Origin of the sequence: Sphingopyxis sp. QXT-31, from assembly GCF_001984035.1 — a bacterium.
Lineage (GTDB): Bacteria > Pseudomonadota > Alphaproteobacteria > Sphingomonadales > Sphingomonadaceae > Sphingopyxis.
In genome coordinates this window covers 201,250-216,656 of record NZ_CP019449.1, presented here as the reverse complement: position 1 = coordinate 216,656, position 15,407 = coordinate 201,250, and the positions used below count along the sequence as shown (strand labels likewise).

The window sequence follows — 15,407 nt, the reverse complement described above, 5'->3', positions numbered from 1 at the left end:
CATGACCACCGCGAAGCCGAAACCCAAACGCCGCAAGCTGCCCTGGTATCTGCGGCCCTTCAAATGGCTGCTGTGGTTCGTCGTCGTCACGGTCGTCTGGGTGCTGATCTATGCCGTCGTGCCGCCGCCGGTGACGGTGACGATGCTGACCGACGGCAACGGCATCACCAAGGATTGGGAGAGCCTGTCAAACATCGACCGCAACATGGTGCGCGCCGCGATCGCCGCCGAGGACGGCAAATTCTGCAGCCACGACGGCTTCGACCGCGACGCGATCGAGGATGCGATCGAGCGCAACGCCAAGGGCAAAAGGCTGCGCGGCGGCTCGACGATCAGCCAGCAGACCGCGAAGAACGTCTTCCTGTGGCAGGGCAGCGGCTGGACGCGCTACGTCCGCAAGGTCCCCGAAATCTGGTTCACCTTCCTGATCGAAAAGATCTGGGGCAAGCGCCGGATCATGGAGGTCTATCTCAACGTCGCCGAAACCGGGCTCGGTACCTATGGCGTCGAGGCGGGGGCGCAGCGCTATTTCAAGCATGGCGCGGCGAAACTGACCCCGACCGAAGCGGCGCGCATCGCGGCGATCCTACCGTTGCCCAAGAAGCGTGAGGCGATCAGCCCCTCGGGCTTCACGCGGCGATACGGCAACACGATCCGCGCGCGGATCGGGGTGGTCGGGCGCGATGGGCTGGATGGGTGCATTTATAAATAGCGGCGGGTTTGCGGTGGGGAGCTGCCCTAAGATCCTCCCCATCGCGAAGCGTTGGGGAGGGGGACCGCCGCGAAGCGGTGGTGGAGGGGTCGCGGCGCAGCGCTGACCTTTGACGTCGCCGACCCCTCCGTCAGCCCTGCGGGCTGCCAACTCCCCATCGCTTCGCGTGGGGAGGATCTGAACGGCAGCTTCCACCCGAAACCCGTCCCCTATTCCGACGCGTCGCGCGCCGCGTCGGCGACCAGCAGCCCGCCGATCACCAGCACCGCGACGACGCCGATCGCAATCCCGGCTTCGGTCGACAGATTGTTCCGCTGCTTACGCTCGACCGGACGCCCATTGAGCAGCAAGCTCTGCTGGCCGTCGAGCGCGATGCCGATCCGGCTCTCGAAACGCCGCGCCTCGCGATTCGACTGGCGGCTGCCGTCGATGTTGATCGTGTCGCGCGCCAGCCGCAGTTCGAGGCGTGGCGGCTCCGCTTTCCGTCCATTACCCAAGGGGAGCGTGAAGCCGATGCCGACAAGGCCCTCGGTCCGTCCGAGCCCGGTATCGCGAAAGCCCGCGGACTGGGCGAGCGCAGGCGTCGTCAGCGCCGCAGCGAGCAGCAGGGCAATCATCCTTCGCATATTGTCATCCCCCAAGTTCCCGATCATCTCATGTTAAAAATATATAACATGGAGTCAATAGAAATTGACATCGATCGCGATTGGGCCACCGCCGATTAGGCCGGTCTCCAGCTCTTCCGATCCTCGGCCTGCTTCAACACCTCGAACGCCGCCTGCCCCGCGGCGAAGCGTTTCGCGGCATCGGCATCGCCGGGCTTCACATCGGGATGGCATTCCTTGGCGAGCGCGCGCCACGCCTTCTTGGTCGCGTCGAAATCGGCGTCGGGGTCGAGCCCGAGCAGTTCGAGCGCGCGCATCTCGTCGGCGCTGCGGCTGCCGTCGCCCGATCCGCCCCACGCGTAATGCTGCGCCTTGGCATAGCTGCGCGCGCCGCGCGCTTCCTCGGCCGCGCGCGCCGCCGCGTCCTCGGCGCTGAGGCCTTCGAAATAATCCCAGCCGCGATTATATTCGGCAGCGTGGGTTTCGCAGAAATACCAGCGTTCGGGGCTGTTCGGCGATTTGGGCGCGGGGCAGTTGCCGGGCTCGGTGCAGCCGTGCCGGTCGCACAGCCGCACCTTCTGCGCCTCGCGCGACGATCCATAGGGGCGCCAGCGGGGAAAACCCCAGTCGTCGGATCTCTTGGCGCGGCTCATCTGCCCCATGTAGCGATTGGGGGCCGCAATGGCTAGCCGAGGCCCCGAAAAACCTAGTCCTCAGGTTTGTAGCCGAACGCCTTTTGCGCCAGCTTGACCGTCGCGGGGTCGAGCTCGGGCGGCGTCATCGGCACCGCGGCCTCGAGCGAGTCGGCGATGTGCGTCAGCGCGGCGATGCGCGCGGCCTTTTTGTTGTTGCCGTCGATCACCTTCCACGGCGCCCAGCGCGTGTTCGTCTGCTCGAACATGTCGTGCAGCGCGGCCAGATAATCCTTGCGCTTCGACCGGTTGCGATAATCCTCGGGCCCGGTCTTCCACCGTTTCCACGGGTCGTTCAGCCGGTCGGCGAAGCGCTCGTCCTGCTCGTCCTGCGTGATGTGGACGAACAGCTTGACGAGGTGCGTCGACGAGCCCGTCAGCTGCGCCTCGAACTCGTTGATCTCGTCATAACCCTTGCGCCATTCGCCCTCGCTCGCGAACCCCTCGACGCGCTCGACAAGGACGCGGCCGTACCAGCTGCGGTCGAAGATCGAGAGTTCGCGGTTGCCCGGCAGCCGCTTCCAGAAGCGCCACAGGAAATGGCGCGCCTTTTCCTCGTCGCTCGGCGCGCCGATCGGCCACACCTCGAAATAGCGCGGGTCGAGCGGCGCGGTGAGGCGGGTGATGATGCCGCCCTTGCCCGCGCCATCCCAGCCCTCGAACATGATGACGCTGCGCTGGCCGTGGGTGATGTGCGCGGCCTGGATGCGGCCGAGCCGCTCCTGCAGTTCGGCGAGGTCGCCCGAATAATCGCCGTCATATTTGGCGCCGGATTCGAAGTCGGAGAGCGATATGGTCATGCCGCGACCCTAGCCCAACGAACGCGCGATCACCAAGCGCGCGATGATCGCCTGTCGCCCTTTGGCACAGCGCGGCGCACCTTCCTTACCGCCCGGCGAGCAGTTGCTGGCGCGCGTCCCAGTCGGCGAGCGCGCGGCGGTGCCGATCGATGCGCGTCAGCCCCGCGCCGATGTCGCGGTTCTTCGACCCCAGCCGCTGCGCCTGGCCGTACCAGTCGATCGCCGCGGCGAAGTCGCGCCGCGCCTCGGCGCAGAGGCCGAGGTTGAAGGCGAGCGCTGCGGTCGGCTCTACGTCGCGGGCGATCGCCGCCCAGCTGTCGCAGGCGCCGGCCTGGTCGCTCTTGGTCTGGCGGATCGCATTTTTGAACGCCTCGGCGGCGGGTTTGGGCAGGCCCTTGCGATTCTCGTCGACGCGGACATTGTCCGAAAAGCTGCTCGGCGCGAGGTCGTAACGGATCGTGCGCACCTGCGACTGCACCGTCTGGTCGACGAAGCTCTCGACCGTGCGGTTCGCCTTGCGGTCGGGGCAATAGGTCTGTTCGTCGCGTGCATTCAACGGCCGGGTGTAGCGGATGCTCCCGTCGTCCATCGCGACCAGCCGGACATTGGTGCTGACTGTTGCCACGCGGCGGCGGCAGCGGAGGTCATATTCCTCTTCCTTCAGGCACTTGTTCTTGTCGGCGGGATCCTGTTCGACGCAGCGCTTGCGCTTTTCGGTATAGCCCGATTCCTCGACCCCGGTGCGCACATTGCCGGTCACCAGCGCGTCGGTCGGCACCCCCGATTCGGGCGCGACGACGCGAAAATAGGGCTGTCCGCCGAAGCGCACCCCGGTGAGTTCGCCCTCGAGCGCCTGCGACAGCGCACTGCCGTCCTCGCCCTCGAAGCGGTCGACCGCGATGCTGATCAGGTCGTTGACGTTTCCATTGCCCGCTGGGTAGGTCCCCGTCACGGTCAGCGTCTCGGCCGCCGCCGGCACCGCGCCGCAGATCAGCGCCGCGCCCAGCATCCATCGCAACTGGCTCATCTTGTCCCCCGATGCCCGTCGATCCCACCGGCTGGCTATCGCAGCCCGGCGGAGCTGTCAAAGCTCGGCAGCGATGAGGGTGGCGAGGCGCTGCGGCGCCTCCATCGGAATGAAGTGGCTGAGCTCGCCCCACTGCTCGTCGCGGACCGCACCGAGCGCGGCGCCCAGCGCGGGCCAGGTCGGGCTGACCGAGAAGTCGAGATTGCCCGCGCGTTCACCGGTCTTGGCGCGGATCACGCTGACCGGCGCCGCGATGCGGGCGAACCAGTCGTGCGGGCTGGTGCGGAGCGCGCTGAGATAGACCGAAGCCTCGACCGCCGGCGGGCAGGCAAGGTCCCACCCCTCGCCGTCGGCTGCGGGCAGCAGCCCATGACGGCAATAGTCCGCCAGAACCGCCGGGTCCCAATGCATATAGGGCGGCCGCTTGCCGAAATGCGCGAGCATCGCCTCCCACCCCTCCCAACGCGCGCGGCGGCGCGCGACGGGATGCTCGGCGGGATCGGGCAAGGGCTGCCCGGCGGCATCGGCATAGAAAGCCGGGTCCATGATCACCGGGTCGATCAGGATCAGGTGGCGGAACGCCGCAGGCCGCTCGGCGGCGAGCCGCGTCAGCAGATACCCGCCCATGCTGTGCCCGCAACCGACGAGCGGCGTGCCCGCAAAACGATCGACCAGCGGCAGCAGGAAATCGGCGGTCTTCGCCCAGTCGAACAGCGCCGCGGGCTTGGCGCTGCGGCCATGTCCCAGGCTGTCGGGTGCGACGACGTGCGTGCCCGCGGCCAGCGCCGCGACGACCTGGTCCCACAGGCGCGCGTGAAAGCCGGTCGCGTGGAGCAACAGCACCGACGGCCGCTCCGAGCGCCCGCCCCATTCGAACCAGCAGAGGTCGCCATCCGGCGTCGCAAGCCGGTGTTCGCGCGGCTCGCTCATGCGGTCAGCTCTTCGGCCCGTCCACGAGGCGGATGTGCAGTTCCTTGAGCTGCTTTTCGCTGACCGGCGCGGGCGCGCCCATCATCAGGTCCTCGGCCTTCTGCGTCATCGGGAAGACGATCACTTCGCGGATGTTCGGCTCGTCGGCGAGCAGCATCACGATGCGGTCGACACCCGGCGCCGAACCGCCGTGCGGCGGCGCGCCGAACTTGAAGGCGTTGATCATGCCTGCGAAATTGGTGTCGACGTCCGCCTGGCTGTAGCCCGCAATTTCGAACGCCTTGTACATGATGTCCGGGCGATGGTTCCGGATCGCGCCCGACGACAGTTCGACGCCGTTGCAGACGATGTCATATTGGTACGCGAGGATATCGAGCGGGTCCTTGTTCGTCAGCGCGTCCATCTCGCCCTGCGGCATCGAGAAGGGGTTGTGGCTGAAATCGATCTTGCCGGTGTCCTCGTCGGCCTCGAACATCGGGAAATCGACGATCCAGCAGAATTCGAAGCGGCTCTTGTCGATCAGGTCGAGCTGCTCGGCGACACGCGTGCGGGCAAGCCCCGCAAGCTTCGCGGCCTTCGCCTCGGCGCCCGCCGCGAAGAAGATGCCATCGTTCGGGCCGAGACCCATCGCGTCGGCGATCGCCTTCATGCCGTCCTGGCCATGGTTGTTGGCGATCGGGCCGCCGAACACGCCGTCCTTCTGCGTCGCATAGCCGAGGCCCGGAAAACCTTCCGATTGCGCCCAGCTGTTCATCTCGTCGAAGAACTTGCGGCTCTTCTCGTGCGTTTCGGGGGCGGCGACGGCGCGGACGACCTGGCCTTCCTCGACCATCGACGCGAAGCGGCCGAAGCCCGAACCCTTGAAGAAGGCGCCGACGTCGTGGACGAGCAGCGGGTTGCGGAGGTCGGGCTTGTCGCTGCCATATTTCAGCATCGATTCGCGGTACGGGATGCGCTGGAACGGCAGCGGCGACACGGTGCGCCCCTTGCCGTCGAAATCGGCGAATTCCTCGAACACGCCGTGCAGGACGGGTTCGATCGCAGCGAAGACATCGTCCTGCGTGACGAAGCTCATCTCGAAATCGAGCTGGTAGAATTCGCCGGGCGAACGGTCGGCGCGCGCGTCCTCGTCGCGGAAGCAGGGGGCGATCTGGAAATAGCGGTCGAAGCCCGCGACCATCAGCAGCTGCTTGAACATCTGCGGCGCCTGCGGCAGCGCATAGAATTTGCCCGGGTGGACACGGCTGGGCACCAGATAGTCGCGCGCGCCCTCGGGGCTGCTCGCGGTCAGGATCGGCGTCTGGAATTCGGTGAAGCCCTGGTCGATCATCCGGCGGCGCAGCGACGAAATCACGTTCGAGCGCAGCACGATATTCTTGTGCAGCCGCTCGCGGCGCAGGTCGAGGAAGCGGTTGGTGAGGCGGATTTCCTCGGGATATTCGGTCTCGCCGAACACCGGCAGCGGCAGGCGATCGGCCGCCGACTGGACGGTCACCGCGCTCGGGTAGATTTCGATCTCGCCGGTCGCGAGCTTCGGGTTGAGCGTCTCGGTCGAGCGCGCGGCAACCTTGCCGGTGAAGGTCAGGACCGACTCGGGGCCGACGCCATTGACCGGCGGGTAGAGCTCGGAGCCCGTCTCGACGACGATCTGGGTGATGCCATAATGGTCGCGCAGATCGACGAAGAGCACATTGGCATGCTCGCGCGTCCGGTGCACCCAGCCCGAGAGACGAACTTCCTCACCGACGTTGGCGGCGCGAAGATCGGCGCATGTATGGGTGCGATAGGCGTGCATTTTTTCGTCTTTCGAATGTCCGGGGAGGCGCGCGCGGAAACGCACCGATATGGCCGCGCCCAAGGCAGCACGGCGCGCCATTTGTCAAGACTTGTAGGCGATTCAGACCGTCAGGCCGAGCCCGTCGAGCACCGGGCTGCCGAAGAGCGCACGATGCGCGGGGTCGGGCAGCAGCCGGTCGCGCGCGGCGCGCCAGCGGGTCAGGTCGTCGCCATAGTCGCCCGCGATGCGTGCCGCGTCGAGGTGGCAGCTCTTCGCCCAATGGCGCGTAAACGCGACACCCTCGCGGTCGAGCAGGTCAACGACGCGCCTATAGGCATCGGCGGTGCGCTGGCTCCGCGGCCCATCGAAGTCGATCACCGCATTATGCGCGAAACGCGCGGGCGCGAGCAGCCCCTGCGCCCGCTCCATGAAGCGGATCGTCACCGCGGTCGAGCCGCCATATTTGGTATAGACCGCACAGATCAGCTCGAACACGCGTGCCAGTTCGCTCCGGTCGATCGTCACCGAGGCGTTGAACAGGTCCGCGAGCGGCCGGTGCGTGTCGAGCCCCTCGCCCCAGGTCCCGTACACCGGCGGATCGTCGACATCGGGGCCCGCGGCATAGCCCTGCTTCATCGCGAACTGGAGCAGCGCGCCGCGCGCCCAGGGATAATCATCGAGCAATTTGCCGAGAAGGCTCAGCGCGTCGTAACCCGCACCCATCTGGCCCGGCGTGGCGTGCGGATAGTCCTGGCGCCATTCCTCGCGATACAGGAAACGCAGCATCGCGGGCCGCTTGAGCGGCTTGAAGGGATTGACGATCATCTGCACGAAATCGGGCTCGCGATCGAGCGCATAGGCCGCCGAAAAACGCCGGAAATCGCCCACCGCGAGCCAGCCCAGCGCCGCGCAGTCGACTTTGCGCAGATTCTGGATCGGGCGGACGAGGAATTTGGGGACGCTGTCGACCACCAGCGCGGTGACGATGCCGAGCGCCCCGACCGGAAGCTGGACCGCCGCGAAGAGATCGTCGTCGCGCAGCGCCGCCGACCCGGTGGCGGCGATGAAGGCGTCGCTCATCAGCCCGGCCGCGGGTTCGACCCAATGAACGCCCGAGGGCGTGACGACCTGCACCGCGCGGATATGGTCCTGGATGCCCCCGCGCGTCACCATCGAGCCGTGCGTGCCCGTCGCCGCGGCGCCCGCGAAGGTCTGGCCGTTGCCCGCGCCGCTGGTCCAGAGCGAGCGCCCCTGCTCCTCGAGCTTGTCGGACACCTCATCGACGAGCGCCCCCGATTGGACGAGCATCAACCCCGCGGCATCGACGCCCGGCCGCACGTCGCCGGGGCCGATGCGGAAGCAGCGGTTGAAGCGGCGCGTGTGGAGCAGCCAGGCCTGCGAACAGATATTGATGTTCGAGGGCGACCAGCCGGCGCCGAGCGGGCGCACGCGCTTGCCCTCTCGCTGAGCGTCGGCCAGCCATTCGCGCACCGCGGCCGAGGCCGCTGCCAGTTCGTCGCGCCCGCGCGCCGCGTCGCCGCTGCGCAGCGCATAGCGCACCGCGCCCTCGCAGACGCCCGTGCCGTGATAATTGGTCCAGTCGGCCTCGGCGCCGAGCTTCACGATCGGCATCACGCATCTCCTAGCGGGTGGATGCCGGCATTGGCGCGCCAGGCGACCATCACCGGACGCACCGCGCCGAAACTGGCGATCGCGGTCAATATCTGCTTTCGGGTCGCGTAGACGCGCACGTCGCACAGCCCATGGTCGGATTCGGGCGTCACGAACGGCTGGTGCGACTCGGCTGCGAGGCCCCACCAGCGCATCGTCACCGTCATCCGCTCCTCGTCGAGCGGCCGCGGATTGGCGATCGACACGAAGATGTCGGCCTGCCCCGCCAGATATTGCCCGAAAAGCAGCGCGAATCCCAGCGCCGCCAGCCCCCAACCGACCCAATGCATGTCGATACCCCTTCGCGTTTCCGGCCGGTTTTCCGGCTCAACGACCCCGAAGAGCTTGGGCAATTTTTCCTGCCCGTCTGCATCAACTAGCTGTATAGGCGCGGCATGCAAGTCCATCCGCTCATCGAAACCAGCGCCGCGCTCGTCGAATTCTGTAACCTGATTAAGGACAGCGATTTCATCGCCGTCGATACCGAGTTCATGCGCGAGAACACTTTCTGGCCCGAACTCTGCCTGATCCAGGTCGCCGACAGCGAGCATGCCGCGGCGATCGACCCGATGGCGAAGGACATGGACCTGAAGCCGCTGCTCGACCTGCTCGTCGACAACGAGGAGATGCTGAAGGTCTTCCATGCCGGTGGGCAGGATGTCGAAATCATCTTCAACCTGACCGGCAAGACCCCGCACCCGATCTTCGACACGCAGATCGGCCAGATGGCGCTGGGCCAGGCCGAACAGGTCGGATATTCGAACCTGGTCGAGGCATGGGTCGGCATCCAGCTCGACAAGGGCGCACGCTTCACCGACTGGAGCCGCCGCCCGCTCGACAAGCGCCAGATCGACTATGCGATCGGCGACGTGACGCATCTCGCGAAGATTTTCCCGATGATGCTCAAAAAACTGGTCAAGACCGGGCGCGGCCACTGGCTCGACGAGGAAATGGAAAAGCTCGCCGATCCCGCCAATTACAATATCGATCCCGAGCAGGTTTGGCACCGCATCAAGATCCCGTCGCGCAAGCCCGACGTACTCGGCCGGCTGAAATCGCTCGCCGCATGGCGCGAGCGCGAGGCGCGGAGCAAGAACTTGCCGCGCGGGCGCATCGTCAAGGACGAGACGCTCGCCGATCTCGCCGCGCATCCGCCGAAGGACCAGGACGGTCTCGGCCGCGTGCGTGGACTGTCGGCAACATGGCGCTCGAACGACATCGGCAGCCGGCTGATGGACGCGCTCGCCAATGCCCAGCCGCTCGGCCGCGACGACATGCCCGACCGTGCACCGCGCGGGCCCGGGCTCGGCAAGGAGGGCGTGCTCGTTGCCGACCTCCTCAAACTGCTGCTCAAAATTCGCGCGCGCGAGCTCAATGTCGCGGCGCGGCTGATCGCGCGCAGCGACGATCTCGAGGCGCTGGCGGCGGGGCGGCGCGACGATATTCCGATGCTCCAGGGCTGGCGTAACGACGTGTTCGGCCATGCCGCACTCGACCTGGTCGAGGGGCGGATGGGCTTTGCGGTCGTCAACGGCAAGCTGGTGATGAGCGTCATCGACCCCGCCGCGGCGACGCCGATCGACGACGTCGCCTAAAGCAGCACGAGTTCGGGTTTCGCGTCGAGCGCCTGCGCGAGCGAGCGCAGGCGGCGGTCGACCGATTCGCCCGCCAGATGGTGCCAGCCGGCGTCGAGGCGGAGCACCAGCTTGCCATCCTCCTGCGCGATGCGGCTCGCCTTGAGCGGGGCCTCGACCCCGCCGGTCAGCCGCTGCGCGAGGCGGATCGCAAGCCCCCATTGCCGCGCGCGCGCCAGCCGCTCGCTGGACACCAGGCTGCCCATTGCGGGGAAATCGCCGTCTGCGCCGCCGAACCCCGCGTGCAGCGCGCGCGCGAGCAGGATGCGGCCGGGGATGTCGATGCCGCGCCAATTGCCGTGCAGGCCGATCTCGGTGCCGCGTTCGGCGCGGAAGTCGGGGTTCGCCGACCAGGCGACGTCGCTGAGCAGGCTCGCGGCGAGGCGGATGCGGCTGTCGGCCTGGTCCTCGCTGGCGAACAGCGGCGCGATCCAGTCGGCGAGCGCGGGGCCGTGCGGCGCGAAGCGCGCGAGGCGGCGGCCCTCGAACTCGGCGGCGACGATCAGCGGGTCCTGCGCGCGCGTGCCGGCATCGAGCGCCTGATAGAGCAATCCTTCGCGCAGCCCCGACGACGATACGGTCATCTCGGGCACGTCAATGATGTTGGCAAGCGCGGCGAGCAGCGCCGCGGCGTCGGGCAGCGAGGCGGCGCGGTTCGACGCCATGCCGGGGATCGACTTCAATTCCTCGAAGCTCAGCCGCCGCGTCGCGCGGGTCAGGCGGCGAAGCGCGGCGCGCGGCAGCGTGTGCTGGTCGAGCACCGCGAGCGGATCCTTGGTGAGTTCGAGGTCGAGGCGTGCGAGCGCGCGCCACGAACCGCCGACCAGATAGAGCGGCAGCCCGGCGCAATCGCCCGGCCAGCCCTTGGCGCGCAGCATCTTGCGAACCGCGCGCTCGAACGCCTGATCGCCCTCCTCGCGCAGCGCGGGAAGCCGCAACACGCCGAGCGGGAAGCTGTTGCGGCGGCCGACCTGACCATTGACGACTTCGGCGAGTTCTAGGCTGCCGCCGCCCAGATCGACCGCGATGCCGTGCGCGTCGGGGATCGCGGCGACCACGCCATATCCCGCCGCCTCGGCCTCTTCCTGCCCCGATAGCAGCCGGATTTCGAGCCCCGCTTCGGCGGCGCCGGCGATGAAGTCGGCGCCGTTGGGCGCGTCGCGCACTGCGGCAGTCGCGACGCATTGCAGGTCCTGGACCTCCATATGCTTTGCGAGCAGCGCATAGCGGCGCAGCGCATAGAGGCCGCGTTCGGCGTCTTCGGGGGCGATGCGGCCGTCGATCGCGAGGCCGCGGCCAAGGCCGGCGGCGACCTTTTCGTTGAAGATCACCGCGGGCGCGCGCGGCGGGCCTTCATAGACGACCAGGCGGACCGAGTTCGATCCGATATCGATGACGGCGGAGCGGTGAACCTTGGAAGCGGGGGTTCGGCGGAAGGGCAATGCTGTCAATCTTTCCGCATGTCGAGGATGAGCGTCGGGACGTCCTGGCGCTGGCTCAGCGTCGTGCCGCGGCCCGAGAGCGACGGGTTCGTCATAAAATAATGGTGCAAATTAAATGGCTTATCGTCCGGAACTACGCGCACGTAAGTGCCGTCTGGTTGCAGAACCCAGCTTTGTTCATTGTCGATCAGGTTCGCGACGAGCACCTGGTCCAATATCTGGTCGTGGACGGTCGGATTTTCGATCGGAATCATATATTCGACGCGGCGGTCGAAGTTGCGCGGCATCCAGTCGGCGCTGGAGATATAGAGTTTGGCGTTGCGATTGGGCAGCGCCGCGCCATTGGCAAAAGACCACACGCGGCTGTGTTCTAGGAAGCGGCCGACGACCGACTTGACGCGGATCGTCTCGGACAAGCCTGGCACGCCCGGACGCAGGCAGCAGATGCCGCGCACGACGAGCTCGACCGGCACCCCCGCGGCGCTCGCCTCGTAGAGCTTGTCGATGATGTCGGGGTCGACGAGGCTGTTCATCTTGGCCCAGACTCCCGAGGGCAGCCCGGCGCGCGCCGCCGCGGTCTCGGCATCGATCAATTCGCTCAGATGTTTCCGCATGTTGAGCGGCGACATGGTGATCATATCGAGCCGCTCGGGCTCGACATAGCCGGTGATGTAGTTGAACAATTGCGCGGCATCGCGTCCCGCACGCGGATCGGCGGTGAAGAAGCTCAAATCGGTATAGATACGCGCGGTGACCGGATGGTAGTTGCCGGTGCCGAAGTGGCAATAGGTCTTGTACCCCTGCCCTTCGCGGCGCACGACCATCGAAATCTTGGCGTGGGTCTTCCACTCGATGAAGCCGTAGACGACCTGCACCCCGGCGCGTTCGAGCTGGTTCGCCCAGAGCAGGTTCTGCTCCTCGTCAAAGCGGGCCTTGAGTTCGACCACCGCGGTCACCGACTTGCCCGCCTCGGCGGCCTCGATCAGCGCGCGGATCACCGGCGACTGGTCGCCCGCGCGGTAGAGCGTCTGCTTGATGGCGACGACGTCGGGATCGGCGGCCGCCTGGCGCAGGAAGGCGAGCACGACCTCGAAGCTTTCATAGGGGTGGTGGACGAGGATATCCTTGCTGCGGATCGCCGCAAAACAGTCGCCGCCATGCTCGCGGATCCGCTCGGGAAAACGCGCCGAGAAGGCGGGGAATTTGAGGTCGGGGCGGTCGACGTCGACCAGCGCCGAGAGCGCTGCCAGCCCGACGAACCCGTCGATCTTGGCGACGATCGCCTCATGCCCCTGGATATCGTCGCCGAGCACCGCGGCGAGTTCGCCGGGCATGTCGGCGGCGAGTTCGAGCAGGATGACGCGCCCGCGGCGGCGGCGGCGGATCGCGGTGCGGAACAGGCGCACAAGATCCTCGGCCTCTTCCTCGAGCTCGATGTCGCTGTCGCGGATGATGCGGAACACCCCGCGCGAGCGGATGCGATAGCCGGGGAACAAGGTGTCGCCGAACAATTCGATCAGATATTCGATCGGGACAAAGCACGATGGTTCGTCCGGCACCGGGACGAAGCGCGCCAGCGCCGACGGGATCATCACCAGTTCGCGGATATTCTCGCCGCCCGCCTTGCGCTCGAGGTCGAAGATGACGCCGAGTCCGCGGTTGGGGGTGAAGGGAAAGGGATGCGCCGGATCGAGCACCTGCGGGGTGAGGATCGGGAAGATCTGGTCGATGAAATATTGGCGGAGCGCGGTGCGCAGCTTGTCGGCGTCGGAGCCGGGCCCGTGGACGACGATCCCCTGTTCGCCGAGCAGCCGGTGCAGCCGCTGCCACTCGCTCTGCTGCTGGTCGACGAGGCGATTCACCTCGGCCTCGATCTCGGCGAGTTGCTGGCCGGGCGAGCGGCCGTCGGCGCTGGGATCGTCGATCCCCTGCAATTGCTGGCCCTTGAGGCCGGCGACGCGGACCATGAAGAATTCGTCGAGGTTGCTGCCCGAGATCGACAGGAAGCGGAGGCGTTCGAGCAGGGGATGCGCGGGGTTGCGCGCCTCCTCCATCACCCGCCGGTTGAAGGCGAGCCAGCTGAGTTCGCGGTTGAAGAAGCGTTCGGGGCCGAAATCGGAGGCCGCCGTGGCGGCATCATTGTCGGCGCGAAGAGGTCCACCGGCTATCGACATGTCGCTTCATCCTGCCTTTCGAGGAGATCGGGGTCGATCAGCCCTTGTGACAACAATGTTTCACGCGCGAGACGAACGCCGATCCCGCGCCCGCGTTCGAGCGAAGCTTCGTCGAGCGCGGCGACGATGCGGTGGATCATCGTATAGCTGCGCTCCATGCGCGGGACGATATAGGAGGCGACGCCGGGGGCGAGCGCGATGCCACGCTGCGCGAAAAGCGCCTCGATCAGATCGCGCGCGAGGCAGTCGTCGGGCGCGCCAATCGCCAGCACCGGCACCGCGGCGAGCCGCGAGCGGAGGTCGGGAAGCACAATTCCCCATTCGGCCGGCGGCGCGTCGGCGATGATCAGCAGCGGCGTGCCGCTGGCCTGCGCGGCGTTCCAGGCGTGGAAAATCTCTTCCTCGGAGACGCTGTCGTGCCCGTCGATCACGCGCCCGCCGGTGTCGCGCGCGAAAAGCCGGCCGATCAGGCTGCGCCCCGAGCCGCGCGGGCCGGTGAGCACCGCGGTGCGCACGGGCCAGGTGGCAACGTGGCGCAGGTAACGCACCGCATCAGCGTTGCTGGTGCCGACGATCAGCGGACCGTCGTTGCTGCCCCCCGCGCTCCAGTCGAGCGGGAGCGCGATCTGTCCGGTGCGCGCCATCAGCGGCTGATCCGCAGCGTGCTCCCGCCCGCCTGCACCTTGTAGCCGCGCGCTTCGAGCGCGGCCTTCAGTGCGGCGAGATCGCCGCGGAAGGTCACGCGCATCACCGACATGCCGCCGAGCGCGAGGCTGGAGGTCGCGGCCGACTGGACGCCTGCGATGGCGCCGATGTTGCGCTCGGTCGCCGACACCGATTCGACGTCGGGCGAACTATACTGGACGGTAAAGCTCTGCGCGCCCGCGACGGGCGCGGTCGACACGCTGGTGTCGATCTCGGTCGGCAGCGCGTCGGCGCTTTCGGTCACTTCGGGCAATTCCTCGATCTCGCCCGGCTTTTCGAGCACCAGATAGGTGTCGGTGCGCAGCACCCCGGCGGCGAGCGCGTCGGTGTAGAGGCGGTCCATACGCGCAACCGCCTTTTCCATCATGTCGGGCAGCGCCGCGGGGCTGGGGCCGGTCATGGTGAAGCCGCCGATCAGCTTGTTGTCGGGGCCGAAGCGCGCGGTGAAATGGCCGGTGATCGGCCCGCCGGGATAGCTGTATTCGACGCGCGCGATCGGCACGAGCACGTCGGCCGCGCCATATTGGTCGAGGATCACGCGCCACCAGACGCGGCCGCGGCGGCCGATCTGCCCCGAATTGAGTAGCAAAGTGTCGGCACCGGTGCCCGCAGTGCGGACATAGTCGATCGCGCTCTGCCCCGTATTATATTCGGCCCAGGCGCGCTGCCAGGCGCTGCGCTGTTCGAACACCTGTTGCATGCCGTCGATCGAATAGACGGGGATGACGAGCAAGGGCGGCGAACGCAAAGTGCGGCCGCTGACGCCGAGGATCTGCCCCGCGCGGACGCGGTCGAACTGGACGCCGAGCCTGGCGACATAGCGACGCGGGCCGATCTGCTCCTCCTCGACGACGATCGCGGTGACGATGCCGTCGAGCACCGAATCGCCGAGCGCCGGGCCGTCGGTGCCGTTAGTCGCGCGGTAGAGCTGCGCCCAGCCCTTGCGCTGCGCCTCGCGCCAGCCCTTGGTCCGCGCGTCGTCGGCATTGTCGCCGGTGACGTCGACAAGGATGCCGCTGGTCAGGAAGTCGCCGCTGCTGTTGATCGGGGTGATGCCGCGGTTGCCGCGGCCGATCTGTCCCTGCACCACCCCGACGACGAGCGCGAGCGCGAGCAGCGCTAGAAGCGCGGCAATCCGCCGGTCGCGGCCGAGAAGGCGGGCGAGGTCGAAGCGGGGGGCGAAACGGGAGGGCGCGGCCGAAATCATCACTTCTCTATGCTCTGCCCCGAACCCGCGT

General features: G+C 67.3%; 14 protein-coding genes. 2 read left to right on the top strand and 12 right to left on the bottom strand.

The annotated features are described in order from the left end of the window. The first annotated feature begins 1 nt into the window (after window position 1). Complete coding sequence (gene mtgA / locus BWQ93_RS01060; RefSeq protein WP_077028904.1) at window positions 2-712, top strand: monofunctional biosynthetic peptidoglycan transglycosylase; 711 nt, start codon at window positions 2-4, stop codon at window positions 710-712. A gap of 209 nt (window positions 713-921) precedes the next feature. Here the strand turns inward: mtgA and BWQ93_RS01055 are convergent, their stop codons facing one another. From BWQ93_RS01055 to BWQ93_RS01020, 8 genes are all read right to left on the bottom strand, one after another. Then, window positions 922-1,329 (bottom strand): hypothetical protein, encoded by a 408-nt coding sequence (locus BWQ93_RS01055; protein ID WP_077028903.1) that lies wholly within the window; start codon window positions 1,327-1,329, stop codon window positions 922-924. 104 nt (window positions 1,330-1,433) lie between these two features. Next, window positions 1,434-1,970, bottom strand: coding sequence for a J domain-containing protein (locus tag BWQ93_RS01050; protein WP_077032124.1), 537 nt, complete (start codon window positions 1,968-1,970; stop codon window positions 1,434-1,436). A gap of 53 nt (window positions 1,971-2,023) precedes the next feature. Continuing rightward, the gene (locus BWQ93_RS01045) at window positions 2,024-2,809 is read right to left on the bottom strand and encodes a polyphosphate kinase 2 family protein (RefSeq protein ID WP_077028902.1); all 786 of its coding nucleotides are present in this window, start codon (window positions 2,807-2,809) and stop codon (window positions 2,024-2,026) included. A gap of 85 nt (window positions 2,810-2,894) precedes the next feature. Then, window positions 2,895-3,836: a hypothetical protein gene (locus tag BWQ93_RS01040; protein WP_156878075.1), complete on the bottom strand. Its 942-nt coding sequence runs from the start codon at window positions 3,834-3,836 to the stop codon at window positions 2,895-2,897. Window positions 3,837-3,893: 57 nt separating this feature from the next. Beyond that, window positions 3,894-4,766: an alpha/beta fold hydrolase gene (locus BWQ93_RS01035; RefSeq protein ID WP_077028900.1), complete on the bottom strand. Its 873-nt coding sequence runs from the start codon at window positions 4,764-4,766 to the stop codon at window positions 3,894-3,896. A gap of 4 nt (window positions 4,767-4,770) precedes the next feature. Next, on the bottom strand, window positions 4,771-6,561 hold the full coding sequence (aspS, locus tag BWQ93_RS01030) for an aspartate--tRNA ligase (RefSeq protein ID WP_077032123.1): 1,791 nt from the start codon (window positions 6,559-6,561) through the stop codon (window positions 4,771-4,773). A gap of 102 nt (window positions 6,562-6,663) precedes the next feature. Beyond that, on the bottom strand, window positions 6,664-8,175 hold the full coding sequence (locus BWQ93_RS01025; RefSeq protein ID WP_077028899.1) for an FAD-binding protein: 1,512 nt from the start codon (window positions 8,173-8,175) through the stop codon (window positions 6,664-6,666). Next, window positions 8,175-8,504: a hypothetical protein gene (locus tag BWQ93_RS01020; RefSeq protein WP_077028898.1), complete on the bottom strand. Its 330-nt coding sequence runs from the start codon at window positions 8,502-8,504 to the stop codon at window positions 8,175-8,177. Before BWQ93_RS01020 ends, BWQ93_RS01025 begins: the two co-directional genes overlap by 1 nt. Before the next feature lie 105 nt (window positions 8,505-8,609). On the opposite strand from BWQ93_RS01020, the gene rnd reads away from it, so the two are divergent. Continuing rightward, window positions 8,610-9,809: a ribonuclease D gene (rnd, locus tag BWQ93_RS01015; protein ID WP_077028897.1), complete on the top strand. Its 1,200-nt coding sequence runs from the start codon at window positions 8,610-8,612 to the stop codon at window positions 9,807-9,809. On the opposite strand, the gene BWQ93_RS01010 is transcribed toward rnd, so the two are convergent. From BWQ93_RS01010 to BWQ93_RS00995, 4 genes are read right to left on the bottom strand one after another with little or no spacing between them, the layout of a single operon-like run. Next, window positions 9,806-11,299 (bottom strand): Ppx/GppA family phosphatase, encoded by a 1,494-nt coding sequence (locus BWQ93_RS01010; RefSeq protein ID WP_232314696.1) that lies wholly within the window; start codon window positions 11,297-11,299, stop codon window positions 9,806-9,808. The two genes, rnd and BWQ93_RS01010, sit on opposite strands and share 4 nt — an antisense overlap. Further along, entirely contained in the window at window positions 11,296-13,464 is a 2,169-nt protein-coding gene (locus BWQ93_RS01005) for an RNA degradosome polyphosphate kinase (RefSeq protein WP_077028895.1), read from the bottom strand. Before BWQ93_RS01005 ends, BWQ93_RS01010 begins: the two co-directional genes overlap by 4 nt. Then, window positions 13,455-14,108, bottom strand: coding sequence for an HdaA/DnaA family protein (locus BWQ93_RS01000; protein WP_077028894.1), 654 nt, complete (start codon window positions 14,106-14,108; stop codon window positions 13,455-13,457). Before BWQ93_RS01000 ends, BWQ93_RS01005 begins: the two co-directional genes overlap by 10 nt. Beyond that, complete coding sequence (locus tag BWQ93_RS00995) at window positions 14,108-15,376, bottom strand: hypothetical protein (protein ID WP_077028893.1); 1,269 nt, start codon at window positions 15,374-15,376, stop codon at window positions 14,108-14,110. Before BWQ93_RS00995 ends, BWQ93_RS01000 begins: the two co-directional genes overlap by 1 nt. Window positions 15,377-15,407: the final 31 nt, after the last annotated feature.